Here is a 24,688-nt window from a genome sequence, read left to right as displayed (position 1 = left end):
TTTAGAATGGCCCTCGTCGCCATTCCCCCTGGTCCGCCGTGGGCATGGCGCAAGCAGGGTGAAACTGACCACTAAAACAAGAACGAAGACGTACCTGAATATGATGGACTAGCTGCGTTATTGCGGCTCGATCCAACGCCGGGTCGTCATAGCATGAGGTTGCCGGGACGGCTGCTTCATCGTGGGATGCCATGAATTTCATTCTTTACTCGGACGTCAACGACCGCTCCATCAGCCGAAGTCTCGGGCGTCCCGAATACAGCTACTATTTCGTGCTCAAGGCTTATCGCCCAGTGCTGGAAAGCCTTGGCCGCGTGCATGTGGTCGCGTCGACTGACGACGTTGATCCGCTGTATCTGCAATTGCGCCAGGCCGGTCAGGAATGCCTGTTCCTTTCGTTTGCTCCGCCGCATAAAACCCCGATCGGCTTGCAGTGCCCGATGGTGTGCGTGATTGCCTGGGAATATGACTCGATCCCCAGCGAATACGCTGACGACGATGTGCGCCAGGACTGGCGCCAGACACTGGCCCGCCATGGCCGGGTGATTACGTTGTCCACCCACACCGCGCAGGCCATCCGTCGCAGTCTGGGTGAAGAATTCCCCGTGCTGGTATTGCCCACGCCGCTGTGGGAACGCTTCGCACAGGTGCGGCGAGACTGTCCGAGTGTCCCGGTAAACCCGGGCACCACGTTGCAGATCAAGGGCTGCATCATCGACAGCCATGCGCTGGGACTGTCGGCCGATGGCTTGATCGCACCGATACTCAGCGAGCAGCAACTGCAAACACTGCAAGTGATCGAGCCCGTGCCGGAGCCGATTGCGGAACCTTTTCCGGCACTGACCCTGCGACGGCGCGCTTTCATCACCAAGCATTACTTGGTCGAGGGCTACAGAGCCGTCGCGACAGCCTCCGAGCATCGACCGCTGTTTCTGCTCAAGCACAACCTGTTGCAGTGGTATCGCGAAGCCGTCAGTGATTTGCTGCCTGGCTCGGGCCGCGAAAAACGCCCCGAGTTGCCTGACCCCGTTGCCGAGCCCGTACCGTCGGCTGAGCACCCGCAAGCCTTGCTCCCCGATACCACTCAGCACGTACAGATCGACGTCAGCGGCGTGGTATACGTCAGCGTGTTCAACCCCGAGGACGGGCGCAAGAACTGGCATCACCTGATCACTGCCTTCTGCTGGGCCATGCGGGATGTCGACGACGCGACGCTGGTGCTGAAAATCACCCAAAACGATCTGTCGAGCTATTACGTTCATCTCATTACGTTGCTCTCGCAGCTGTCGCCATTCGCCTGTCGCGTGGTGGTCATGCATGGCTATCTGGAAGAAGAGGAATTCGCCCGGCTGTATGGCGCTGCGAGTTTCTACGTCAATGCGTCGCGCTGCGAAGGGTTGTGCCTGCCGTTGATGGAGTTCATGTCGTGTGCCCGCCCGGTGATTGCGCCGAACCACACCGCGATGGGCGACTACATCGACGAACGCGTCGCTTTCATCGTCAAGTCCAGCCGCGAGCCGACCATCTGGCCGGAGGACGTGCGCATCCTCTATCGCACGCTGCGCCATCGTCCCGACTGGGGATCGTTGAAAACCGCCTACGAGGACAGCTACGCCATGGCCAAAAACCATCCACAGGCTTACTTGGCGATGGCCGCTGCCGCTGCTGAGCGGATGCGTGAATACTGCGGTTTTACGCCTGTGCAGCAGCGTGCGGAGGCGTTTTTCGGTCTGAGGGCCAATAGCGAAATGACTTCGGTGGCGGTCGAGACCGGAGCAGCCTCATGCTGATCATCATTCATTCGGAAACCAACAAGAGCAATATCCAGCAGAACCTCGGCCGGCCGGAGTACAGCTACTACTTCGTGCTCAAGGAGTTTCGCCCCGTTCTCGAACGAATCGGTCAGGTGATTGAAGTCAGTAACCCTGACGAGCTGGTGGATCGTTTGTATTTCGATTGCTTGAGCCGGGGCGAGGACTGCGTCTTTCTGTCGTTCTCGCCGCCGCATCGCACGCCCATTCATTACGCATGCCCGACCATCCCGGTGTTCGCCTGGGAATTCAGCACCATTCCGACTGAAAGCTGGCAGGGCGAATCCCGCCACGATTGGCGTGTGGTGCTGCAGGCGTGTGGCCGGGCGATTACGCATTCAACGTTCACGGTGAACGCGGTGCGCGACGTGATGGGGGCGGACTATCCGATCTGCGCGATCCCGGCTCCGGTGTGGGATCGCTTTGCCGCTCGCGGTGAGCAATTGACCAAGCGTCCGGTGGTTGACCTTGTGACGCTGAACCTGCGCGGATTGCTGATCGACAGTCGTCGCACGGACTTGCGGCCGTATGGCCCACCGCGATTGCGCGAAGGAACGCCGATGTCCTTTGCAGGACCGCCGCAGGATTGCCAATTGCAGCTGGAAGGCGTGGTCTACACCTCGGTGTTCAACCCATACGACGGCCGCAAGAATTGGCAGGATATGGTCAGCGCGTTCTGCACCACGTTTCGCGACATCAGCGACGTGACCCTGGTGCTCAAGCTGACCCACCATGACATCGCCGATGCGCTGAGCGACATGCTGCATCACTTGTACAAGAACCAGTCGTATCAGTGCCGGATCGTGCTGATCCATGGTTATCTGGCGGATGCCGATTACGAAGCCCTGGTGCAGGCCACCAGCTACGTGGTCAACAGTTCTTACGGCGAAGGACAGTGCCTGCCGTTGATGGAGTTCATGTCTTGCGGCAAACCGGCGATTGCGCCGTTGAACACCGCAATGGCCGATTATGTGAGCAGCGATAATGCATTTATCGTCGACTTCACCGAAGAGCTCACCGCCTGGCCTCATGACCCGCGTGCGGCCTATCGCACGATGCGTTACATCACCGATTGGGATTCGCTGTGTCTGGCGTATCGCGCCAGCTATGACGTGGCAAAAACCGATGAGCCGCGTTACGCCGCGATGTCCGCCGAGGCGATTCGCAGTCTGCAGCGATTCTGTAGTCAGGCCAGCACCGAGCAGAGATTGCGCGATTTTTTTGTGCAGCCACTGCAAGCCCGCGGATCGTTGCCTGCGCAAGTCACGCTCGCATGATCCGGCGTCTGCTCGCACGATGGCGTCCGGCGCGTGCCGCGCAACCGCTGTCGGCACCGTCGGCCAAGATGTCGCCTCGCGACGTCGGTTTACATGACGCCGTGCTCGACGGTTGGTTCTTGAATGACAGCGGCGAGTTGCTCAAGGGCTTTGCGATCAGCGCCGACGATACGTTGCTGGATGTCGGTTGCGGCGAAGGCGTGGCGACCCTGTTTGCCGTGCGTCAGGGCGCTTCGGTGATTTTTACCGACAGCGAACACGCCAAGGTGCGCGAGCTCGCACGGCAGGTCGAAGCGCAAAGCGGCAAAGCCAGTCTGGGGCTGGTCAGCAATAGCCTGCCGCTGCCACTGGCTGACGGCTGCGCCAGTAAAGTGGTGTGCATGGAGGTGCTGGAGCACATTGACCAGCCCCAACCGTTCATGGCCGAACTGGTGCGGATGGGGCGCCCGGGTGCGCAATATCTGTTCAGCGTGCCGGCACCGGCGGGCGAACACCTGCAAAAAGGCATCGCTCCGGACAGTTACTATCAGTCGCCCAACCATGTGCAGATTTTCACCCCGGAGCGCTTCGCTGCGCTGGTAGAAGAGGCCGGTCTGGTGATCGAACATCGTCAGGCCAGCGGGTTTTTCTGGGTGATGGGCATGATCTTTTTCTGGGCCGGCGAACGGGCTGCCGGACGTGACCCGGGCGGTGCGGTGCGTGACCGGATTCAGGAGCCCTTCATGCCATTGATGGAGGGCTGGGCCAAGACCTGGCAAGACCTGCTCGCTCAACCGGGCGGACTGGCGATCAAGCAGACGCTTGACCGCTTCATGCCCAAGAGCCAGGTGATCATCGCCCGCAAGCCGGTTGTGGGGGAGGCACCATGAGCGGCAAACGGATCATGGACATTGAAGTGCTGCGCGCAGTTGCCGTATTGGGCGTGCTGTTCCATCACTTGCAGGGGAGCCTGTTCACCGATGTCGTGCCGTCGCTGGAAAAGATCCATGCCTGGGCGCAGCCGTGGTGGGGCGTTGATCTGTTTTTCGCCATCTCCGGGTTTGTCATTGCCCGAAGCCTGATCCCGGCGCTGCAAGGCTGTACAACCCGCCAGGAATACTGGCAGCAGACGCGCAATTTCTGGCTTCGCCGGGTTTTCCGGTTATTGCCGTCGGCCTGGCTATGGCTGGCGCTGATGTTGCTGGCGTGCGTGTTTCTCAATCGTTCTGGGGCGTTCGGTACGTTGTCCGCCAACCTGCAAGCGACGCTGGCCGGGGTGTTGCAGTACGCCAACTTGCGTTTTGCCGACAGCTTCTTCCGGTACGAGTACGGCAGCAGTTTCGTCTACTGGAGCCTGGCACTGGAGGAGCAGTTCTATCTGCTGTTCCCGCTGCTGATTCTGCTCTGTCGCAAACATCTGGTGTGGGCATTGCTGGCGCTGGTCGCCGTGCAGATTTTCAGCCTGCGCACGCCGTTGCTGATGGTGGTGCGGACTGATGCGCTGGCCCTCGGTGTATTGCTGGCGATGTGGAGTGCGCAGCCGAGTTATCAGCGTTGGCGGCCGATTTTTCTCGATCGGCCATGGGTCGGGATGTCGGCGTTGATGCTGATCGGCGCACTGTTGAGTTTCATGGCCACCGATCGCTTCACGTTCGCCTGGTACCGCATCGGTTCAATCGCCGTACTGAGCGCAATACTGGTGTGGATCGCATCGTATAACCGCAATTACCTGATGCCCGCTGGCGCGATGCAGCGGCTGCTGGGATGGATCGGTAGCCGGTCCTATGGCATCTACCTGATTCACATCCCCGCCTATCAACTGGTGCGTGAGCTGATCTTTCGCTTGCAGGGCGCTGGTTTGTCCAGCCCTGCCGGCCATCCCGTCCTGACGCTGATGATCGCTTTCGGCCTGATCGTGTTGCTCAGCGAACTCAATTACCGCTTGGTCGAAATGCCCATGCGCGACCGTGGTGCCGCGCTCGTGCGACGCCTCGGTACGTCCCGATCCACCGTCCCATCCTCCGGAGCCACCTCATGCTGAGCCTACTGAAGAAACTCACGGCGGCGACGCCAGCACCGGCGCCCACGCAGGCAGTGGAACCGGTCGCCAGCAAGGTCGATCCGTACATGCTCGGCCTGTACGATGCCAAGCTCAGCGGCTGGTTCAACCAGGAAACCAACGAGCTGTTCAAAGGCTTTGTGGTGTCTGCCGATGACATCCTGCTTGATGTCGGCTGCGGTGATGGCGGCAACGTGCATTTTTGCGGCATGCGCGGGGCGAAGATCATCATCGCCGACATCGACGCCGCCAAGGTCGAAGCGACTCGTCAGCGCCTGAGCGATACGCCGGCACGGGACATCGAATGCCACGTCACCGATTGCAATCCGTTGCCGATCGCCGATGGCACCGCAACGCGCGTGGTCTCCACCGAAGTCATCGAGCACGTCGATGATCCGGCGCAGTTCCTCGCCGAACTGGTGCGTGTCGGCAAACCGGGTGCCTTGTACTTGCTGAGCGTGCCACACCCAAGCTCCGAAGACTTGCAGAAAGACATCGCTGCGGCCGAGTATTTCCAAAAGCCCAATCACATTCGCATCATCAGCGAAGAGCAGTTCAAGGCGCTGGTCAGTGAGGCCGGGCTGGAGATCGTCAGCCACAGCCAGTACGGTTTTTACTGGTCGATGTGGATGCTGCTGTTCTGGGAAGCCAAGGTCGATTTCAGCAACCCGGATCATCCGCTGCTCAATCACTGGGCCGACACCTGGCAAGCCGTGCTGGACTCGTCGCGTGGCGCGCAGATCAAACAGGCGCTGGATGCGGTGGTTGCGAAGAGCCAGGTGATCATCGCCCGTAAACCCGCCGCACCCCTGTAGCTGCGGCACGCTGCGATCTTTTGATCTTGATCCTGAAAAACAAGGTCAATAGATCGCAGCCTCGTTTCACTCGACAGCTCCTACAGGGTTTTTGTGTACCCTTGCAGCCTTGTGGTGTCAGGGGGTTGGAAGGTATGCGATTTATTGTGGGTCTGTTCTTGGGCATCTTGCTTGTGGGTTGCAAGCAGCAAGACGCGCCACCCCTCGACCAACAACTCTACATCTGGCAACGTCAATGGACGCCGGCCCACGAGGCGGCGCTGCGTGACAGTCGCCAGGATTTCTCAACGCTACGCGTCCTCGCACTGCAAGCCTTTCCAAATGCCGGATGGAGCCGCGCGCGAATCGATGCGCCGTTATTGAAAGCTGACGGCCGACCGTTGATTGCCGTGATTCGACTCGACGGCCAGCTCAAGTCGCTGGATCAGGAGCAGGTCACCGCGCAGATTCTGCAGGTGCTCGCCGATTGGCAGGCGCAAGGTCTGACGCTGAGCGGCGTCGAGATTGATCACGACGCCGGTAACGCGCGCTTGCCGGCCTACGCTGAATTCCTCAAACATCTGCGCGTGGCATTGCCGACGGACATCCCGCTAAGCATCACCGCGCTGCCAGCCTGGCTCGATAGTTCGCAATTGCCCGTACTCCTGCAAACCGTCGACAGCAGCGTGCTGCAAGTCCACGCCGTCAGTGACCCGCGTCGAGGGCTCTTCGATTCCGATCAGGCGTCGAAGTGGGCCAAGGCCTGGGCGCGAATCACCGATAAACCTTTTTATCTTGCGCTGCCAGCTTACGGCGTCGCGCTGTTGCCGGATGACGGCGGGGCGCCGGTGGTGGAAAGCGAGGTGCAACTTGAGCGCGGTGGCGAGCGCCAGGAACTGCTCGCCGATCCGCTGCAATTGAGCCAACTCGGCAAGACGTTGCGCGAAGATCCGCCGGCGCATCTGGCCGGGTTGATCTGGTTTCGCTTGCCGCTGGTCAATGATCGCCGTGCCTGGAGTCTGACCACCCTGCGCGCAGTCGCCCGTGGTGAGCAACTCGCCAGTCAGCTCGGCGTGGTGTTGAGCGAACACAACGCTCTCTACGACATCAGGCTCGACAACCCGGGCAATCTCGACAGTGCCTGGCCGGTGCGGATCACGCTGAAGGCGCAAAGCTGTGAAGGCGCCGATGCGCTCGCCGGTTACTCGTTGCAACAAAGCCCGGATCTGCTTACCTTCACCCGCCTGCGCGACGGCCGATTGCCGGCGGGCGGACAACGCGCCATCGGTTGGGCGCGTTGCGCAAATATTGATCAAGGAGGTTCGCATGTTGACCCGTAACTGGCCCCGCCATCTGCTCTGCCTGAGCCTCTGCCTGCCGCTGGGTTCGGCGTTCGCCTGCGGGCCGGATTTCCCCATGCGCCTGCTCGACAATCGCGGGCAGACCCTCGCGGATCTGCCTGAGGGCAACTTCAACTTCGAACTCAGCCGCCTCGGCAAAACCATCGCCGGGCTGAAAAACGTCACGGCGGCGACGCACAATCCCAACGATATGTACGGTGAAGAAAACGCGGCCGCCGAGGCCCGGGAGAAGGCCGAACAGGCCGGACTGAGCGCCGAGCAGCAAGCGTTGGTCAAACAACTGCGCGGTCTGACCGATGCCCAACAGGTCGAGGCGCAGGGCGCCAGTCTGCCAGCGGAATTCCGTTTGTACGTCGCCGGTGCGGTGGCGTTTGCCACGGGCGATCATCAACTCGCTGTCGAGTATTTCAACAAGCTGCTGGCCCTGCCAGCAGATCAGCGTCCGTTGCGCAGCACGTGGGCGGCGTATTCGATGGGACGTACCTGGTTCGCGATGAGCAGCGAAGGTGGGGATGCGGTCGAGGCGCTGGAGCGATCGCGTGACGCGTTCCGCCAGGCCCGGCAACTGAGCATCGACGGTTTCAGCGATCCGCTGGAGTTGGGTGTTGCCAGCCTCGGTGAAGAGGCGCGGGTGTTGCGCACGGCGGGCGACTGGAGCGGCGCCATCGAATTGTATGAAGCACAGAACCTGCACGGCTCGGCCGTGGGTTACACCTCGCTCAAGCAATTGATGAATGAACTGGCGGAGTTGCCCGCGGCCGAACTGGCCGAGTTGCTGCAGCACAAAGCCGTGCAGCAACTGGTCACGGCATCGCTGGTAAGCCGCCAGGGCTGGTCGTTTGGCGATGAGCCGCCGAACGAGAAAAAACTGGTCAAGCTGCTGCAAAACAGCACCCGTGGCAGCCTCGACAATGCTGATCGTCTGGCGGCGATGAGTTATCAACAAGGTGATTACGCCAGCGCCAAAGCTTTCCTTGGAAACGCCGGTGACGGCGGACTGGCATGGTGGCTACGGGCGAAACTGGCGGTGCGTGACGGCGATAGAAATGCCGCGGCCGCCGCCTATTCGAAAGCCGCGCAGGCCTTCCCGCAGAGCGAAGACTGGGGTTACCGGCGCACACCGGACTGGGCGTATGAAGCCGTTCAGCCGAAGTGCCGGGTCGAGGGCGAAAGTGCGATTCTTGCCTTGCAGCGCGGCGAATACCTGCAAGCCTTCGTGCAGTTGTATCGCAGCAACAGTGTCTACTGGTTCGATGCCGCGAGCGTGGCCGAGCGCGTGCTGACGCTCGAAGAACTGAAAAAATACGTCGACGACAACGTCCCTGCGCCGCCGGCGTTGACTCAGCAGGAGCGCGACAACTACGTGCCGCTGCCGGTCGCCGCCAATCTGCGTAATCTGCTCGGTCGGCGTTTGCTGCGTGAGGGGCATTACGCCGATGCGGTCGCTTATTTCGACAATCCCGACCTGCAAAACAAGGCCCGACTCTACGGCGAACAACGGCTCAAGGCCGATGCTGCGTGGTGGCCGAGCAAACGTGCGAGTGCGCTGTACAACGCCGCGTGGACAGCTCGCGAGTGGGGCATGGATATTCTCGGTTACGAAATGGCGCCGGACTACGCCACGTTCGGTGGCAACTACAGTCTGGAAAGCACGGAGCTGAAAGTCGGCCCGCTGGTAAGTGAAGCCGAAGTGCAGCGTCAGGTCGCCAGCGAAGCGAAGCCGGATCAGCGCTATCACTACCGTTTCGTCGCCACCGAGCTGGCCGGGCGCGCCGCTGACAACCTGCCGCACACCAGTCAGGCATTTGCCGCTGTGCTGTGCAACGCCGCTGGCTGGAACAGCAGCCTGGAAGATCAGAGCGCGCTGTATCAGCGCTACATCAAGGAAGGCCCGTTCGTACCGTGGGCGGTGGACTTCGGCAATCAGTGCCCGTACCCGGATTTCGAAAACGCCGACAAGCGTTATGTCACTCAGGTAACGGATGCTGTGCGCTCGTCGCTGCGGCCGTACAAATGGCCGGTGCAGATCGGTGCCGTTGTGCTGGTCGCGGCCGCTGCCTTGCTCTTGATCAGCCGACGCCAGCGCAAGGCCCGCAAAGGCTAAGCCTGCTGGACGAAGGTCAGGCGCACGGCGAAACCGATCAACAGACTGCCGAACAGCCATTGTTGTACGCGTTGGGCCGTTGGACTGTGTTGCAGCCAACGACCCAGCGCGGCGCCGGTGAGGGCGTAGGCGCTGTCGAAGAGCAGGCCGACGCCGACCAGCAGCATGCCCAGCACGGCGAACTGGCTCAGTACCGGTGCGCCGTCATTGACGATGAATTGCGGCAGGAGCACCGAGCAGAACAGCAACGCCTTGGGATTGAGCAGATTGGTCAGCAGGCCACGACGGATCGCTTCGCGCCATTGGCCTTGGGAGCTAATAACTTCGTCAGCATTCAGGTTCGGCAGCAGGGTGCTGCGCAGGCATTGAATGCCGATCCACAACAGATACGCCGCCCCCGCCAATCGCACCACTTCGAATGTCCACGGCGCCGCTTTGAACAGCGCGGCCAGCCCCAATGCCGCCAGGGCCACGTGACAACCACGGGCAACGCCCAGACCGATGGCTGTGGCCAGCGCTGCGCCGCGCCCTTGCCGGGCACCGGTTTGCAAAAGCAGGATCATGTCCGGGCCGGGCAGCAGATAGACCACGGCCAACGCCAGGAAAAACAGCCAGAGACTCGCCACGCTACACCCCTTTCGTTGTCGATTCGGTGCGCCAAGTCTAGGGCCGAAAGGTGAGGCAGGTGCTTGCGTAGTCCGCTTCAAAAGCCTGCTGTTTTAGCATAACCTGCTGGCTTTCGACGTAACGACTATCGGGATCTGCCAAACATGAAACTCGATGCCTTCGATCGCAAGATTCTCGCGGCCCTGCAACGTAACGGGCGCCTGAGCAATGTCGAGCTGGCGGATGAAATCGGCTTGTCGGCCTCGCCGTGCCTGCGCCGGGTGCGGATGCTGGAAGAGGCTGGGGTGATTCGCGGCTATCAGGCCAATCTCGATCGCGATGAGGTCGGGCTGGGGCTGACGGTGTTTGTCGGGGTCAAGGTCGAGCGCCACAACGATGAACAGGCTGCGGCGTTTTACACCGCAGTGACGGCGTTGCCGGAAGTAATCTCCGCGTTTCTGGTGTCGGGGGAATCGGACTTTTTGCTGCAGGTGGTGGTGCCGGATTTGCGTGCGTATGACCGTTTTCTCAGCGGCTGCCTGTTGAAACTGCCGGGGGTGAGCGATATTCGCAGCAACTTTGCGATTCATACGGTGAAGACGCCGGGTGCTTTGCCGTTGGGGCATCTTCCTGCCTGAGACCGAGGTGTCCCCAATCGCGAGCAGGCTCACTCCTACATTGATCGCGGTGTTTCTGAAGAACTCGGTCAACTGTAGGAGTGAGCCTGCTCGCGATAGCGGACGTCCAGTCACCTGATGTATTTCCTGCCTACATCTGCGTCGCCATCCCCTCGACATTCATCGCCGCCTGGCGCAACGCCTCTGATCTTGTTGGATGCGGATGGCAAGTCAAAGCAATGTCCTCAGCCGAAGCACTGAACTCCATCGCCACACAGAACTCGCCAATCATTTCACTCACACTCGGGCCGACCAGGTGTACGCCGAGGACTTCATCGGTGCGCTCATCGGCGAGGACTTTGGCAAAGCCCTCGGTCTCATGGTTGATCTTCGCCCGGCTGTTGGCGGTGAACGGAAACTTGCCGACCTTGTAGGCGCGGCCCTCGGCCTTGAGCTGTTCTTCGGTCTTGCCGACGCTGGCCAGTTCCGGCTTGGTGTAGATCACGTTGGGGATCAGGTCGTAATTGACCTCGCCAGCCTTGCCGTGGATCTGCTCGACGCAGGCCATGGCTTCGTCTTCAGCCTTGTGCGCGAGCATCGGCCCGGAGGTCACGTCGCCAATCACCCAAACCCCGGCGGCTTCGGTGCGATGCTGTTTGTTGGCGAGCATGCCGCGCTTGTCAGTGCTCAGGCCGACGTTTTCCAGACCGAGCCCTTGGGTGTACGGGCGACGACCGATAGCGACCAGCACGTAATCGGCTTCAAGCAACTCGGCAGTGCCGCCCGCAGCAGGCTCGACGCTGAGCTGCACGCCGTTGGCGGAAGACGTGGCGCTGGTGACTTTCGAACTCAGCTTGAAGGCGATGCCTTGTTTGCTCAGCGAGCGTTGCAGGGTCTTTCCAGCCTCGCTATCGACGCCCGGACAGATGCGATCAAGGTATTCGACCACGGTGACCTGCGCGCCCAGACGCCGCCATACCGAGCCCAGTTCCAGGCCAATCACTCCGGCACCGATCACCACCAGATGCTTGGGCACTTCGCTCAGCGACAGCGCGCCCGTTGAATCAAGAATGCGCTGGTTGTCGATCTCGACGCCGGGCAGGGGAGTGGGCTCGGAACCGGTGGCGATAATGATGTCCTTGGCAGTCAGCTCGACCTTGTTGCCTTGATCGTCAGTCACCGTGACCTTGCCCGGGCCATCGATGTGGCCCCAGCCCTTGATCCACTCGACCTTGTTTTTGCGAAAGAGAAATTCGATGCCTTTGGTCAGGCCGGCCACGCTCTCGTCTTTCTGTTTCATCATCTGCGCGAGATTCAACGTCGGTTTGACCTCGATACCGAGGTTGGCGAATTCCGCACCCATTGCCGCGTCGTACAGCTCCGAGGCATGCAACAGGGCTTTTGACGGCATGCAACCGACGTTCAGGCAGGTGCCGCCCAGCGTCGCACGACCTTCCACACATGCGGCCTTGAGGCCCAACTGGCCGGCGCGGATCGCCGCGTTATAGCCACCGGGGCCGCCGCCCAGAATCACTACGTCATAGTTGCTCATGCGCTTGCTCCTGTTTGATGGACGCGGATCGCTAAAAGTAGTTCTGGATAAAAATTACGAACGTAATATGTGCGTTTCCAGGCATTTCGGTCAAGGCTTCAGGCAAGCGACAGGTTGGGCGTCTTTGAATAAGCGTAATTGTGTACGAATATTTCACCTACTTCGTTATATCGTAACGATATACAGGTGTGAGCCAATGAATTTGGGGTGATATGCAAGTCGATCTGGACGTGGAAGGCCCGCAAGTGACCGGACTGCCGCGCTTTCAGCAGGCAGCGGTGCAAAGCCGACGCCTGCGACGCTGGGCGATCGGTCTTGGCGGATTGGCCGGGGCAGGGTGGGTGCTGGCATTTTTTGTCGGGCTGTTTGCCCCGCAGTCTTTGTGGCTGCCGCTGCTGGTCAGCCAGAGTGCGGCGCTGCTGGTGCTGGTCGGAGGACTGCAATCGGCGTGGTGGGTGGCGCACTGGCGCGCGCAGGTGATCAATCCTGCTGTTGTGCCGGCGCCGCTTGCTGATGAGCAACAATCCGCGCCGCAGGGCTGGTACGAGCGGCTGTTGGAGCGCTTGAGCCAAGGCAGTCTGCATCTGCTCAACCAGATCGGTGCGGCGACGCTGTGGCTGGCGGGCTGGGCGCTGCTGGTGGTGCTGAGCATCGATTCAGTGTGGAACCTCACGTTGCCGGCTGCTGACGTGGGGTTATCTGCCACGGTGGGGGCGGCGTTGGCGCTGTTGTTGGCGTTCGGCTTGCTGGTACTGGAGCGGCAACTGGCCCAGGAACATCCAGCGCAATGGCCCGAAGCAGGTGCATTGGCACAATTGACCCGCGTGGCGATCATCAGTCTGGTGCTGAGCGCGCTGTGTTTGCTGTTTGCCGGCGAGAATGCCGTGTGGCCGGTTCGCGGTGCCGTATTGATCGGCATTTTGCCTGGATTGGTAGCGATCGAGCTGCTATTGCGCGCTGTTCTATCGGTATTCAGCCCTCGCCGTGAGCAGCTTGAACCAACGTTGTTGGCGCGCAGTTTTGTCGCCGACATGCTGCGTTGGCCACCGCAGCCGTTACTTGCCTTGCAGCATGAACTGCACAATCGCTTTGGCATCGATCTGCGCCAGATCTGGGCATTCAGCTACATGCGCCGGGCGTTTCTGCCGGTGCTGGCATTGGTTGCAGCAGTGGGTTGGTTACTCACTGGAATCCATGAAATCCCGTTACAGGGTCGTGGTATTTATGAGCGTTTTGGCAAACCGCTGCAGGTGTTCGGCCCGGGATTGCACACGGGTCTACCGTGGCCGCTGGGGCGGGTGTTGATCGTTGAAAACGGCGTGGTCCATGAGTTGGCCACCAGCGTCGGCGAGAACCCTGCACCGCTGCAGGCCGATCCAGCGGAAGGGCCGGCGCCCATAACCGCCAACCGTTTGTGGGACGCCAGTCATGTCAATGACAAGTCGCAAGTCATCGCCAGCAGCCGTGGCGAGCAACAGAGCTTCCAGGTCGTCAACATGGACGTGCGCTTCGTCTATCGCATTGGCCTGACTGATCAGGCTGCGCTGGCCGCCACTTACAACAGTGCCGATGTGCCAACGCTGATCCGCAGCACGGCGAGCCGGATTCTGGTGCACGACTTTGCCTCTCGTACGCTCGACGGTTTGCTCGGTCAAGACCGTGTAGGGCTGGGCGAGGAGATCGGTCGCGCGGTGCAAAGCGATCTGCAAAAACTCGACAGCGGCGTGGAAATTCTCGCCACAGTCGTCGAAGCCATTCATCCGCCGGCCGGCGCCGCCAATGCCTATCACAGCGTGCAAGCGGCGCAGATTGGTGCGCAGGCATTGATCTCTCGTGAGCGTGGCGCGGCGGCTGAAGCGAGCAATCAGGCGCAGTTGCAGGCCAGCCTGGCTCGCGATCAGGCCAGTGCCAATGCCCGCGAAACCAGTGCTACGGCGCAGGCGGCGGACCTGAGATTCAGTGCCGAGCAAAAAGCCTTCGCCAGCGCTGGGCAGGCTTTCGTACTCGAGCAATACCTCGGCCAGCTCAGCCAAGGCCTGAGCAAAGCCAGATTGCTGATACTCGATCATCGTCTGGGTGGCAGCAGCAATGCCCCGACCATCGACCTGCGTACGTTCTCGCTGCCGGCTGACCCGACGCCCGCGCGCACTACCGCTCAACCAGGAGTCGCCCATTGAGCCAGTCGCACACACACGATCATCATGACCACAGCGGCCACGCTCACGGTCACGGCGGGCATCACCATCATCATGGCCATCACCACCACGGTGCGCCGGAAGAGGCCGGGCCTTTTCCGTGGAGACGGATGGGCTGGGCAGCCTTGTTGGTCGCGTTTGCCATTGCTGCGGCGAGCCTGGTGCAAGTGCGCTCCGGCGAAGCCACGGTCATTACCCGTTTCGGTAATCCATCGCGGGTGCTGCTTGACCCCGGTTTGAGCTGGCGCTGGCCGGCACCGTTCGAGGCGGCGATTCCGGTGGATTTGCGTTTGCGCACCACCTCCAGTGGTTTGCAGGATGTCGGCACGCGCGACGGTTTGCGCATCATTGTGCAAGCCTACGTCGCGTGGCAGGTACAAGGTGATCCGGATAACGTGCAGCGCTTTATGCGGGCGGTGCAGAACCAACCGGATGAAGCGGCGCGGCAGATTCGCACCTTTGTCGGCTCGGCATTGGAAACCACCGCCAGCAGTTTCGATCTGGCGAGTCTGGTGAACACCGATGCCAGTCAGGTACGCATCGCCGATTTCGAAGCGCAGTTGCGCGAGCAGATCGATCAGCAATTGCTCGCTACCTATGGCGTGCGGGTGGTGCAAGTCGGCATTGAACGTTTGACCTTGCCGTCGGTGACGCTCACTGCCACCGTCGATCGCATGCGCGCCGAGCGTGAAACCATCGCCACTGAAAGAACGGCGATCGGTAAACGTGAAGCCGCACAAATCCGCTCTGCTGCCGAACGCGATGCACGGATTGTTCAAGCGGATGCGACGGTAAAAGCAGCAGAAATCGAAGCGCAGTCTCGCGTCGAAGCAGCGCAGATTTATGGCCGCGCGTACGCCAGTTCGCCACAGCTTTACAACTTGCTGCGCTCGCTCGACACCCTCGGCACCATGGTTACGCCGGACACCAAATTGATTCTGCGCACCGACGCCGCGCCATTCCGCGTGCTGGTCGATGGCCCGCCGACACTCGACAGCAAATCCGGATCGCAGCCATGAGTGAACAAGTTCCACGTGGAACACATTCGCTTAACAGTCCGTGGATTCAGGCTGGGCGTTTGGCGTTTTTCGCCTTGTATGCAGTGACGGTATTGGCCGCATTGGCTTGGGCATTTTCCAATGTGCGGCAAATTGACCCCCAGAGTCGTGCGGTGGTTTTGCATTTCGGCGCACTCGATCGCATCCAGAATGCCGGTCTGTTATTGGCCTGGCCACAGCCGTTCGAACAGGTGATTTTGCTGCCGGCAGCGGATCGGGTCATTGAACGTCGAGTGGAAAACCTGTTGCGCAGCGATGAAGCACTGAAGGCTGATCGCGTCGCTTCTTTCGCCGTACCGTTAAGCGATGCGCTGGCGGGCTCTGGTTATTTATTGACCGGTGATGCCGGCGTAGTGCAACTCGATGTGCGGGTGTTTTACAAAGTCAGCGACCCTTACGACTTCGTGTTGCAGGCCGATCATGTGTTGCCAGCGCTGGATCGATTGGTCACCCGCAGCGCCGTGGCGCTGACTGCCGCGCGGGATCTGGACACGATTCTCGTCGCTCGCCCGGAGTTGATCGGCGCTGACAACCAAGCGGCCGAACGCCGTGAAAGACTGCGCGGTGATCTGGTGCAAGGTATCAACAAGCGCTTGGCCGAGTTGAAAGCGAGCGGGCAGGGCATCGGCATTGAAGTGGCGCGGGTCGATGTGCAATCGAGTCTGCCCGATCCGGCGGTCAGTGCTTTTAACGCAGTATTGACGGCCAGTCAGCAGGCCGACAAAGCCGTGGCCAATGCACGCACTGACGCCGAGAAACTCACCCAGAGCGCCAACGAACAAGCCGATCGCACGCTACAAGTCGCTCACGCGCAGGCCGGTGAGCGCTTGGCCAAGGCGTCTGCGGACACGGCCACGGTCTCAAGTCTGGCCCGCAGCACCGACCCGCAGCTTCTCCTGCGCCTTTACCGCGAACGCATGCCGAAGATTCTCGGTCAGGCCGGTTCGGTGACCACGGTCGACCCGAAAGACGATTCCCGCCTGATCATTCAGGGAGCCAGTAAATGACTGCGACGACTGCCGCACCGAGCTTGTTGTCTTCGGCCGAACAACGCCGCGCTGCACGGCAACTCACCTTGGCCATGCTTGCGCTGGGCCTGTTGGGTCTGGGTCTGATCTGGCGTTGGCAGATGCCCGAGCAAACCGGTGTCAGTCAGTTGCTGCTTGGGTTTGCATCTTTATTGGTGGGCGTGCCCGTGATGCGTTCGGCGTGGTTCAGCCTGCGCTATCCGAGCCTGCACGGCATCACCGATCAACTGATCGCCCTGGCGATGCTCGGCGCCTGGGCAACCGGTGATCTGCTGACGGCGGCGTTGCTGCCGATCATCATGATCTTTGGTCATGTGTTGGAAGAGCGCAGTGTCATTGGTTCGCAGGAAGCGATCCACGCCCTCGGTCAACTGACCCGCAGCCATGCGCGCAAGGTTCAAGCAGATGGCTCGATCATCGAAGTGGACAACGCCACGTTGAAGGCAGGCGACACCGTTGAAGTGCGCGCCGGTGATCGGATTCCCGCTGATGGTCGAGTGTTGTCCGGTCAGGCGAGTCTCGATACGGCTTCGATTACCGGTGAATCAGTACCGGTCGAGGCGGGTGTCGGCATGACGGTGTTCGGTGGTGCGATCAACCTCGACGGTCTGCTGCGTATCGAAGTGACGCGCACCGGCGATGAGTCGACGCTGGGCAAAGTCATCGCATTGATGCAGAACGCAGAGCGCTCGAAACCGCCAATCACTCGTTTGCTCGAACGTTACGCCGGCAGCTACATGGTGTTGGTGTTGCTGCTGGCGGCGGTGACCTGGTTTATCACCCATGATGCCCAAGCGATGCTCGCCGTGTTGGTCGCAGCCTGTCCGTGCGCGTTGGTGCTGTCGGCACCGGCCACGGCGATTGCCGGTGTCGCGGTAGCGGCACGCCACGGGATTCTGATCCGCAGTTCGGCATTTCTTGAAGAACTGGCCGACCTCAGTTCACTGGTTGTCGACAAGACCGGAACCCTGACATACGGCACCCTCCGCTTGCAGTCGATCATCAGCCCGCGCACAGAGTCTTCCACGGTCATGGCGCTCGCCGCCAGTCTCGGCGCGGCAAGCAGTCACCCGGTCAGTCGTGCGCTTGCGGGGTTGGTCGGTCAGGGAGAATGTTTACCGCTGAGCGATATCCACGAACGCCAAGGCCTTGGTGTAGTCGCCATGACGGAGCGGGGCGAAGCGGCGCTCGGTCGACCGGAATTGTTCGCGCAATTGGCGATCGCCACCACCTCCGTCCCTGAGCACGATGGACCGATCGCCGGGCTGGCTCTGAATGGTGAATTCCTTGCCTGGTTGTTGCTGGCCGACACGGTTAAGCCGGAAGCCCGCTTTGCCCTCGGCGAATTGCGTGAACTGGGCCTTGGTCGGCAACTGTTGCTGACCGGGGATCGCCAGAGCGTGGCCCAATCCCTGGCGCGCGATGTCGGATTGCACGAAGTCCAGGCGCAAGCCTTGCCCGAAGACAAACTCAATCGCGTGCTCAAGGAAATCGACAACGGCTTCCGGCCAATGGTGGTGGGCGACGGCATCAACGATTCGCTCGCGCTCAAGGCGGGCGTGGTCGGTGTGGCGATGGGCGCGGGCGGAGCGGATATCGCGCTGGCCTCGGCGGACATCGTCTTGATTGGCAGCGATCTGCGTCGGCTCGGCACCTGCGTACGACTCAGTCGTCAGTGCCGCAGGACGTTGCAGGTCAACGTGATCATCGGGCTGGGCTGGACGCTGGCCATCGTCGTGTTCGCCGCCTTCGGTTGGCTTGGCGCTGCCGGGGCAATGATTGCCGCGCTGCTGCACAACCTCAGCACATTGCTGGTACTGGGTAACGCCGGTCGTTTGTTGCGTTTCCAAGAGCCTCTGCTAAAGATGAAAGAGCAGAATTGATCATTTTTTGAACTGCGCACCGGGTTGTTTGTCCTCAGATCAGGCGCGTTGAAAACGGATCAAGCAGCCTTCCAGGTTTATAGTCGGCGGCTATCAAATCGATAGCCTGCTATTTTTCAAGGATGGGCTACCCTCAGATCAGACGTCTGAAACAAGGGGGGATTTTCCATGCTCGCGCAACTTCCACCGGCCTTACAGAATCTGCAGCTTCCGCTTCGCCTGCGACTCTGGGATGGCCATGAGTTTAATCTGGGGCCGGCGCCCAGCGTCACCATCGTGGTCAAGGACCCGCAGATGGTCAGCCAGTTCACCCATCCAAGCCTGGATGCGCTCGGAGCAGCATTCGTTGAAGGCAAGCTTGAACTGGAGGGCTCGATCAGCGAAGTCATCCGGGTCTGCGACGAATTGAGCAATGCCTTGCTCGGTGAAGATGACGACAGTCAGCCAGTGCGCTCGGTGCACGACAAGGAAACCGACGCCAAAGCCATTTCCTACCACTACGACCTGTCCAATGCGTTCTACCAGCTCTGGCTGGACAGCGACATGGCGTATTCCTGCGCGTACTTCGAAACGGGCAGCGAAACCCTTGAGCAGGCGCAACAAGCCAAATTCCGCCACCTGTGCCGCAAGCTGCGTTTACAGCCAGGCGACTACCTGCTGGATGTCGGTTGCGGCTGGGGTGGGTTGGCGCGGTATGCCGCGCGGGAATTCGGCGCCAAGGTCTTCGGCATCACCCTGAGCAAGGAGCAGCTGGAACTGGCGCGCGAACGGGTCAAGGCCGAAGGCCTGGAAGAGCAGATCGAACTGCAATTGCTCGACTATCGCGATCTGCCCCAGGACGGGCGTTTCGACAAGGTCGTCAGCGTCGGCATGTTCGAACACGTCGGTCACGCCAATCTCGCCGAGTATTGCAAAACCCTGTTCGGCGCGGTGAAGGAGGGCGGTCTGGTGATGAACCATGGCATCACCGCCAAACACACCGATGGTCGACCGGTGGGACGCGGTGCCGGGGAGTTTATTGAGAAGTACGTGTTCCCCAATGGTGAGTTACCGCACCTGGCGATGATCTCGGCCGAGATCAGCGAAGCCGGCCTGGAGGTTGTTGACGTTGAAAGTCTGCGCCTGCACTACGCGCGTACGCTGGATCACTGGAGCGAACGGCTGGAGGACAATCTCGAAGCCGCTGGCAAACTGGTACCGGATCAAGCGCTGCGCATCTGGCGTTTGTACCTCGCCGGTTGCGCCTATGCGTTCGCGCGTGGCTGGATCAATCTGCACCAGATCCTCGCGGTGAAGGCGCATCCGGATGGCAGCCATGAACTGCCATGGACGCGCGACGACATCTATAACCCTTAACACTGAATAATCCCCTCTCCCTTTGGGAGAGGGTCAGGGTGAGGGGTTTTAGAGAATCGGCGAAATCAGCCGGGCGATCCGCATGCCGACCTGTTGCAGGCGGTGGATCTCCCGGCTTTCTTCTTTGGCAATCTCGTAGGCTTGTTCGAAATCGGCGATAAGCATGCTTTCCACACGGGCGGCGAAGTCGCTGTCGACGGTCAGCAGCATGACTTCGAAATTCAGCCGGAACGAACGGTTGTCCAGATTGGCACTGCCAATGGCGCTGATTTCACTGTCGATCAACACCACTTTCTGATGCAGGAAACCGGGTTCGTAACGGAACACCCGCACGCCGGCGCGCACGGCTTCAAAGGCGTAGAGGCTGGAAGCGGCGTAGACGATGCGGTGATCGGGACGCGACGGCAGCAGCAATCGCACATCGACACCGCGCAACACCGCCAATCTTAACGCTGCGAATACCGCTTCATCGGGGATGAAGTACGGGCTGGTGATCCACACTCTTTCGGTCGCCGCGTGTATCGCTTCGACGAAGAACAGCGAGCAGGTTTCGTAGGCGTCCGCCGGGCCGCTGGCGAGCAATTGGCAGAGCACGCCGTCATCCGGGTATTCGTCGGGCAGGATCAGCGGCGGCAAGGCTCGCGCGGCCCAGAACCAGTCTTCGGCAAAGGATTCCTGCATACACGCGACGACCGGGCCACGTACCTTCACATGGGTATCACGCCAGGGTGCCAGCGGTGGTTTTTCACCCATGTATTCATCGCCAACGTTGTGCCCGCCGACAAAGCCGACCACGCCATCGACCACGACGATCTTGCGGTGGTTACGGAAGTTGACCTGAAAGCGATTGAGCCAGCCACTGCGCGTGGCGAAGGCCTTGACCTCAACGCCGCCATCGCGCAATGCCTGCATATAGTGGTGGGGCAGGGCATGGCTGCCGATGCGGTCGTAGAGCAGGTGAACAGATACGCCTTCAGCAGCCTTCTTCAGTAGCAAATCACGCAAGCTCTGGCCGAGCCGATCATCGTGAATGATGAAAAACTGAATCAGCACCGCTTCTTTAGCTTGATCGATGGCCTGGAAGATCGCGTCGAAGGTGGCCGCTCCATTTATCAACAGTTGCACTTCATTGTTCGCCAGACATGGCATGCGGCCGAGCTTGGGCATTGCGCGTAACGAGGCGTAGGCATTCGAGGCACGCGCAGTCAGTGCCTCTTCCACCCACGGACGCCAGTTCAATTCGGAGATGGCCTGACGCATCTGTTCATTCGCCTGGCGCCGCGCCTTGATGTATCCATCAAAGGTGCTGCGGCCGAACACCAGGTACGGAATAAGCGTGAGGTAGGGAATGAAGATCAGCGACAATGCCCAGGCGATCGAGCCTTGAGCCGTGCGTACGGTGAGCACCGCGTGAATGGCAGCGATCAAGCCGAGGGTGTGTATCAGGGCGATTAGATAACCGAAAATGTGCGGTCCAAAATAATCCATGGGGCAGCCTTGCTCCGGAAGATTCAATGCTTAACAGACCATGTTCTGTCGCGAATGTCGCTATTTAATTGGGCCATGAACCGAAGCAATCGGCCGACGTCTAACGGCCACTACTGATCAGGAGTTTTTTCGATGAACGTTCGTCTGCTGGGTTTGGCGCTGGGCCTGGGTTTGGCATTGCCGGTGGTTGCGCAGGCGCAGATGCTGCAGCCGGGGCTGTGGGAAATGACATCGAGCAACGTCAAGGTCGATGACCAGCCGATGGATGTGCAATCGATCCTCGGCCAGCTGCAAGGTCAGATGACCCCGCAACAACGCGCGGCGCTGGAAAAGAACGGGATCAATATCGGCGGCAAAGGTATCCGCGCGTGTCTGACGCCGCAGCAAGTGGCGACCAACGACATTCCGCTGGCCGACCCGCAATCGGGTTGCAAGCAGCAGATTACCGATCGCACGGGCAACCAGTGGAAATTCCGTTTCAGTTGCCCGAAAGCGCAGGGCACCGGGGTGGCGACGTTCCTCAGTGATCGTGAGTTCACCACCGTGGCCAACGGCACGTTCAACGCGATCGGGATCAATCAGAAAGGCAGTCTCGAGACCCGCGCGGTTTGGCTGGGCCAGGACTGTGGCGCTGTGAAACCAAGAGCCTAAAAACTTCGCGAGCAGGCTCGCTCCCACTTTGAGATGCAGTCTGATGTGGGAGCGACGGTGCGACGATTCGACCTGCTCGCGAAAGCTTCTTTGGATTCAGCGCATAAACCTCAGCGCCAACCCGCGACATCCCTCGTTCACCCGACCCTCCCGCCAGGCAATCTGCCCCGAGACAATCGTCGTACTCACCCGATGACGAAAGCTGCGTCCGGCAAACGGCGTCCACCCGCACTGCGACAGAATGGGTTGCCGATCGACCTCCAGTGTTTGCCGTTCAACCAGCACCAGATCCGCCCAATACCCCTCACGCAAATACCCACGATCGGGAATCGCAAACAGATCCGCGACGCGATGGCTGGTCTTCGCCACCAAGGTCGTGATCGACAAAATTCCATCCGCAACCAGCTCCATTAACGCTGGCAACGCATGTTGTACCAGCGGTAATCCAGAAGGCGCCTGCGTGTAAGGCCGTTGCTTTTCTTCCCAGGTATGCGGCGCGTGGTCACTGCCGATCACGTCCAGTAGATTGCTGTTCAGGGCCGCGCGCAACGCATCGCGATCGGCCTGGGTCTTGATCGCCGGGTTGCACTTGATCAAGTTCCCAAGGCTTGGGTAGTCGCGATCATCGAACAGCAAATGATGCAGACAGACTTCAGCGGTGATGCGTTTCTGCGCCAGCGGTTTGTCTTCAAACAACGCCAGTTCACGCGCCGTAGTCAGGTGCAAAACGTGCAGGCGCGTGCCGTGACGTTGCGCCAGCTCCACCGCCAGTGAAGAGGATCGATAACATGCCTCGGCATCGCGGATAAGCGGGTGAGCGCCGGGCGGTATTCGCTCACCGAACAGCTCACGCAGATTGGCCGCGTTGGCGTCGATGCTCGGCGTGTGTTCGCAGTGGGCCAACAGGATCGTTGGCACCTCGGCGAACAGTCGCTCAAGAATTTGCGGATCATCCACCAGCATGTTGCCGGTGGACGCGCCCATGAACACTTTCACCCCAGCCACTTCGCAGGGATTGAGCGCGGCGACCGTATCGAGGTTGTCGCGGCTCACGCCAAAGTGAAAGCCGTAATTGGCCACCGAGTTGATCGCCGCCCGCCGTTTTTTATCGGTCAGTGCTTCGAGGGTGAGGGTGGCCGGATTTGTGTTGGGCATGTCCATGAAACTGGTGATGCCACCCGCGACCGCCGCTCGCGACTCGGTGGAAAAGCTGCCCTTGGCCGGCGCCCCCGGTTCACGAAAGTGCACCTGGTCATCGATCATTCCCGGCAACAGCCATTGGCCATTCGCGTCGATTTCCACCTTGGCGTTTTCGCCTTCGATGCTGCGCGCAATCTTGACGATGCGCCCGTTGCTGACCAATAGATCGCCGTCGAACTCGCGTCCGTCATTGACCAGCCTTGCGTTGCGAATCAGCACGCTGCTCATGGTTCAGAACTCGTTCTGCAAGGCTTTGTAGCCGCGCACCAGATCGACATTAGTGCGCGCCACATCTTCGGAAAACTCCGAGGCGCTGACACTCACCGGCGGGAATAACGAGAGATCGGTATTCGGGCCGATGCGAGTCGTGGAGGGTACATAGAAAGCATCCGGCAAATCCCGACCGTCGACCACCGAGTTGTGCCGCACCACGCAGCCATTGCCTACGACACAGTTGAACAGCACGCTGTTGAAACCGATGAACACGCGGTCGCCCACGACGCAGGGGCCGTGGACGATCGAGCGGTGGGCAATGGAAGTGAACTCACCGATGGTCACTGCTGCGCCGGATTTGGAATGGATGACCACGCCGTCCTGGATATTCGAATTGGCGCCGATGGTGATCGGCTCCATTTCACCCGAGGCGTCCACTTCGTCGGCGCGGATCACCGCGTAGGGACCGACGAACACGTTCTCGCCGATCACCACTTTGCCGCAGATGATTGCGGTCTTGTCGACGTAGGCTGACTCGGCAATTTGTGGCAAATCACCTGATGGGTTCTTGCGAATCATGGTTGGCTCAGCGCGCTGTAGAGGGTGTTGAGGTTGTATTCGAACAGCCCCGTGAAGGTGTTGGCGGGGCCGTTGGCGGCGAGGGCGTCGGAGTAGAGCGTGCCACCAATGTGCGCGCCGCTTTCGTCGGCGATCTGTTTGAGCAGGCGCGCGTCTTTGATGTTTTCCATGAACACAGCTTTGACGTGGGCTTGGCGAATCTGGGTAATCAGCGCAGCGACTTCGGCGGCCGAGGGTTCGCGTTCGGTGGAGAGGCCTTGCGGTGCCATGAAGTCGATGCCGTACGCTTGGCCGAGATAACCGAAGGCATCGTGGCTGGTGACGATTTTGCGGTTGCCCGGAGGCAGCGCCCCGAGTTTGGCTTTGGCCTCGGCGAGCAGGGCGTAGATCTGCTTCAGGTAGGTTTTGCTGTTGCGTTCGTAGTCGGCTTTGTTTGCAGGATCCGCAGCGACCAGTGCCTTGGTGATATTGGCGATATACAACTCGGCGTTCGCCAGATTATGCCAAGCGTGCGGGTCGGGAACAGTTTCGCCGTCCTCATCCAGTGAGCGCGGAATCACGCCGTGGCTGGCACTGATGACCGTGGCTTTAGTGTCGGTGCTGGTGACCAGACGATCCAGCCACGGCTCGAAACCGAGGCCGTTCTTGATGATCAGTTTGGCGCTGAGCAATGCTTTGGCATCGTCCGGTGTCGGCTCGTAGGTGTGTGCGTCAGCGTCCGGGCCAACCATGTTGGTGATCTGGATATGCTCGCCGCCGACCTGATGCACCATGTCGGCGAGGATGCTGAAGCTGGTGACCACCGGTAATTTTTCCGCCGCCGACAAGGACATCGACAGCATCAGGCTGAGCAAAACGAGTAGAGCGCGCATCGGGA

At 60.4% G+C, this 24,688-nt stretch carries 20 protein-coding genes; 14 read left to right on the top strand and 6 right to left on the bottom strand.

Going from position 1 to position 24,688, the window contains the following annotated elements:
* Positions 1–191 precede the first annotated feature (191 nt).
* The 7 genes from AC5SEM_RS25885 (at position 192) to AC5SEM_RS25855 (ending at position 9,385) form a co-directional block, all read left to right on the top strand.
* Positions 192–1,790, top strand: coding sequence for a glycosyltransferase (locus AC5SEM_RS25885; protein ID WP_495471567.1), 1,599 nt, complete (start codon positions 192–194; stop codon positions 1,788–1,790).
* A complete protein-coding gene (locus AC5SEM_RS25880; RefSeq protein WP_495471566.1) occupies positions 1,784–3,088 on the top strand; it encodes a glycosyltransferase in 1,305 nt (434 codons plus the stop codon). Before AC5SEM_RS25885 ends, AC5SEM_RS25880 begins: the two co-directional genes overlap by 7 nt.
* On the top strand, positions 3,085–3,957 hold the full coding sequence (locus tag AC5SEM_RS25875; RefSeq protein WP_495471565.1) for a class I SAM-dependent methyltransferase: 873 nt from the start codon (positions 3,085–3,087) through the stop codon (positions 3,955–3,957). Before AC5SEM_RS25880 ends, AC5SEM_RS25875 begins: the two co-directional genes overlap by 4 nt.
* Positions 3,954–5,108: an acyltransferase family protein gene (locus AC5SEM_RS25870; protein WP_495471564.1), complete on the top strand. Its 1,155-nt coding sequence runs from the start codon at positions 3,954–3,956 to the stop codon at positions 5,106–5,108. The genes AC5SEM_RS25875 and AC5SEM_RS25870 overlap by 4 nt, the downstream gene beginning before the upstream one ends.
* Positions 5,102–5,941: a class I SAM-dependent methyltransferase gene (locus AC5SEM_RS25865; RefSeq protein ID WP_495471563.1), complete on the top strand. Its 840-nt coding sequence runs from the start codon at positions 5,102–5,104 to the stop codon at positions 5,939–5,941. The genes AC5SEM_RS25870 and AC5SEM_RS25865 overlap by 7 nt, the downstream gene beginning before the upstream one ends.
* Positions 5,942–6,075: 134 nt before the next feature.
* Positions 6,076–7,260, top strand: a complete 1,185-nt coding sequence (locus AC5SEM_RS25860) for a DUF3142 domain-containing protein (RefSeq protein WP_495471562.1) — start codon at positions 6,076–6,078, stop codon at positions 7,258–7,260.
* Positions 7,247–9,385, top strand: a complete 2,139-nt coding sequence (locus tag AC5SEM_RS25855) for a hypothetical protein (protein ID WP_495471561.1) — start codon at positions 7,247–7,249, stop codon at positions 9,383–9,385. Before AC5SEM_RS25860 ends, AC5SEM_RS25855 begins: the two co-directional genes overlap by 14 nt.
* Here the strand turns inward: AC5SEM_RS25855 and AC5SEM_RS25850 are convergent.
* A complete protein-coding gene (locus AC5SEM_RS25850; protein ID WP_495471560.1) occupies positions 9,382–10,011 on the bottom strand; it encodes a LysE family translocator in 630 nt (209 codons plus the stop codon). The two genes, AC5SEM_RS25855 and AC5SEM_RS25850, sit on opposite strands and share 4 nt — an antisense overlap.
* A gap of 144 nt (positions 10,012–10,155) precedes the next feature.
* Between AC5SEM_RS25850 and AC5SEM_RS25845 the strand changes: the two genes are divergently transcribed.
* Positions 10,156–10,629: an Lrp/AsnC family transcriptional regulator gene (locus AC5SEM_RS25845; protein ID WP_077575134.1), complete on the top strand. Its 474-nt coding sequence runs from the start codon at positions 10,156–10,158 to the stop codon at positions 10,627–10,629.
* A 130-nt stretch (positions 10,630–10,759) separates the two neighbouring features.
* Here the strand turns inward: AC5SEM_RS25845 and lpdA are convergent, their stop codons facing one another.
* A complete protein-coding gene (gene lpdA, locus AC5SEM_RS25840) occupies positions 10,760–12,160 on the bottom strand; it encodes a dihydrolipoyl dehydrogenase (RefSeq protein ID WP_495471559.1) in 1,401 nt (466 codons plus the stop codon).
* Between the two features lie 212 nt (positions 12,161–12,372).
* Here lpdA and hflK (AC5SEM_RS25835) point away from each other — a divergent pair, with 212 nt between their 5' ends.
* From hflK (AC5SEM_RS25835) to cfaB, 5 genes are all read left to right on the top strand, one after another.
* The gene (gene hflK, locus AC5SEM_RS25835) at positions 12,373–14,337 is read left to right on the top strand and encodes a protease modulator HflK (RefSeq protein WP_495471558.1); all 1,965 of its coding nucleotides are present in this window, start codon (positions 12,373–12,375) and stop codon (positions 14,335–14,337) included.
* Positions 14,334–15,374 carry a protease modulator HflC gene (gene hflC / locus AC5SEM_RS25830; RefSeq protein WP_495471557.1) on the top strand — a complete coding sequence of 347 codons (1,041 nt, stop codon included), beginning with the start codon at positions 14,334–14,336 and terminating at the stop codon, positions 15,372–15,374. Before hflK (AC5SEM_RS25835) ends, hflC begins: the two co-directional genes overlap by 4 nt.
* Positions 15,371–16,420 (top strand): protease modulator HflK, encoded by a 1,050-nt coding sequence (gene hflK, locus AC5SEM_RS25825; RefSeq protein ID WP_371042134.1) that lies wholly within the window; start codon positions 15,371–15,373, stop codon positions 16,418–16,420. Before hflC ends, hflK (AC5SEM_RS25825) begins: the two co-directional genes overlap by 4 nt.
* Positions 16,417–18,324: a heavy metal translocating P-type ATPase gene (locus tag AC5SEM_RS25820; RefSeq protein ID WP_495471556.1), complete on the top strand. Its 1,908-nt coding sequence runs from the start codon at positions 16,417–16,419 to the stop codon at positions 18,322–18,324. Before hflK (AC5SEM_RS25825) ends, AC5SEM_RS25820 begins: the two co-directional genes overlap by 4 nt.
* 168 nt (positions 18,325–18,492) lie before the next feature.
* On the top strand, positions 18,493–19,680 hold the full coding sequence (gene cfaB, locus AC5SEM_RS25815; protein WP_495471555.1) for a C17 cyclopropane fatty acid synthase CfaB: 1,188 nt from the start codon (positions 18,493–18,495) through the stop codon (positions 19,678–19,680).
* 48 nt (positions 19,681–19,728) lie between these two features.
* Here the strand turns inward: cfaB and cls are convergent, their stop codons facing one another.
* On the bottom strand, positions 19,729–21,168 hold the full coding sequence (cls, locus tag AC5SEM_RS25810; protein ID WP_495471554.1) for a cardiolipin synthase: 1,440 nt from the start codon (positions 21,166–21,168) through the stop codon (positions 19,729–19,731).
* Positions 21,169–21,300: 132 nt separating this feature from the next.
* On the opposite strand from cls, the gene AC5SEM_RS25805 reads away from it, so the two are divergent.
* On the top strand, positions 21,301–21,819 hold the full coding sequence (locus AC5SEM_RS25805; RefSeq protein WP_038359480.1) for a DUF3617 domain-containing protein: 519 nt from the start codon (positions 21,301–21,303) through the stop codon (positions 21,817–21,819).
* Between the two features lie 96 nt (positions 21,820–21,915).
* Here AC5SEM_RS25805 and AC5SEM_RS25800 read toward each other — a convergent pair whose 3' ends face one another.
* The 3 genes from AC5SEM_RS25800 to AC5SEM_RS25790 are packed head-to-tail and all read right to left on the bottom strand — an operon-like array spanning position 21,916 to position 24,683.
* A complete protein-coding gene (locus tag AC5SEM_RS25800) occupies positions 21,916–23,247 on the bottom strand; it encodes a dihydroorotase (protein ID WP_495471553.1) in 1,332 nt (443 codons plus the stop codon).
* Positions 23,248–23,250: 3 nt separating this feature from the next.
* Entirely contained in the window at positions 23,251–23,811 is a 561-nt protein-coding gene (locus tag AC5SEM_RS25795; RefSeq protein ID WP_077575125.1) for a gamma carbonic anhydrase family protein, read from the bottom strand.
* Complete coding sequence (locus tag AC5SEM_RS25790; protein WP_495471552.1) at positions 23,808–24,683, bottom strand: metal ABC transporter substrate-binding protein; 876 nt, start codon at positions 24,681–24,683, stop codon at positions 23,808–23,810. Before AC5SEM_RS25790 ends, AC5SEM_RS25795 begins: the two co-directional genes overlap by 4 nt.
* Between the last annotated feature and the right edge of the window lie 5 nt (positions 24,684–24,688).

Source organism: Pseudomonas sp. CH61, from assembly GCF_059429415.1.
Note: the sequence above shows the minus strand (reverse complement) of the source record. Positions and strands in the feature narration are given on the sequence as shown.

What these genes read in the sequence shown, in the direction of transcription:
- AC5SEM_RS25855 (WP_495471561.1), top strand. Translation starts at nt 7,247, where the DNA reads ATGTTGACCCGTAACTGGCCCCGCCATCTGCTCTGCCTGAGCCTCTGC.
- AC5SEM_RS25870 (WP_495471564.1), top strand. Translation starts at nt 3,954, where the DNA reads ATGAGCGGCAAACGGATCATGGACATTGAAGTGCTGCGCGCAGTTGCC.
- lpdA (WP_495471559.1), bottom strand. Translation starts at nt 12,160, where the DNA reads ATGAGCAACTATGACGTAGTGATTCTGGGCGGCGGCCCCGGTGGCTAT.
- AC5SEM_RS25860 (WP_495471562.1), top strand. Translation starts at nt 6,076, where the DNA reads ATGCGATTTATTGTGGGTCTGTTCTTGGGCATCTTGCTTGTGGGTTGC.
- AC5SEM_RS25820 (WP_495471556.1), top strand. Translation starts at nt 16,417, where the DNA reads ATGACTGCGACGACTGCCGCACCGAGCTTGTTGTCTTCGGCCGAACAA.
- AC5SEM_RS25845 (WP_077575134.1), top strand. Translation starts at nt 10,156, where the DNA reads ATGAAACTCGATGCCTTCGATCGCAAGATTCTCGCGGCCCTGCAACGT.
- AC5SEM_RS25865 (WP_495471563.1), top strand. Translation starts at nt 5,102, where the DNA reads ATGCTGAGCCTACTGAAGAAACTCACGGCGGCGACGCCAGCACCGGCG.
- cfaB (WP_495471555.1), top strand. Translation starts at nt 18,493, where the DNA reads ATGCTCGCGCAACTTCCACCGGCCTTACAGAATCTGCAGCTTCCGCTT.
- AC5SEM_RS25880 (WP_495471566.1), top strand. Translation starts at nt 1,784, where the DNA reads ATGCTGATCATCATTCATTCGGAAACCAACAAGAGCAATATCCAGCAG.
- cls (WP_495471554.1), bottom strand. Translation starts at nt 21,168, where the DNA reads ATGGATTATTTTGGACCGCACATTTTCGGTTATCTAATCGCCCTGATA.
- AC5SEM_RS25790 (WP_495471552.1), bottom strand. Translation starts at nt 24,683, where the DNA reads ATGCGCGCTCTACTCGTTTTGCTCAGCCTGATGCTGTCGATGTCCTTG.
- hflK (WP_495471558.1), top strand. Translation starts at nt 12,373, where the DNA reads ATGCAAGTCGATCTGGACGTGGAAGGCCCGCAAGTGACCGGACTGCCG.
- AC5SEM_RS25875 (WP_495471565.1), top strand. Translation starts at nt 3,085, where the DNA reads ATGATCCGGCGTCTGCTCGCACGATGGCGTCCGGCGCGTGCCGCGCAA.
- AC5SEM_RS25800 (WP_495471553.1), bottom strand. Translation starts at nt 23,247, where the DNA reads ATGAGCAGCGTGCTGATTCGCAACGCAAGGCTGGTCAATGACGGACGC.
- AC5SEM_RS25795 (WP_077575125.1), bottom strand. Translation starts at nt 23,811, where the DNA reads ATGATTCGCAAGAACCCATCAGGTGATTTGCCACAAATTGCCGAGTCA.
- AC5SEM_RS25805 (WP_038359480.1), top strand. Translation starts at nt 21,301, where the DNA reads ATGAACGTTCGTCTGCTGGGTTTGGCGCTGGGCCTGGGTTTGGCATTG.
- hflK (WP_371042134.1), top strand. Translation starts at nt 15,371, where the DNA reads ATGAGTGAACAAGTTCCACGTGGAACACATTCGCTTAACAGTCCGTGG.
- AC5SEM_RS25885 (WP_495471567.1), top strand. Translation starts at nt 192, where the DNA reads ATGAATTTCATTCTTTACTCGGACGTCAACGACCGCTCCATCAGCCGA.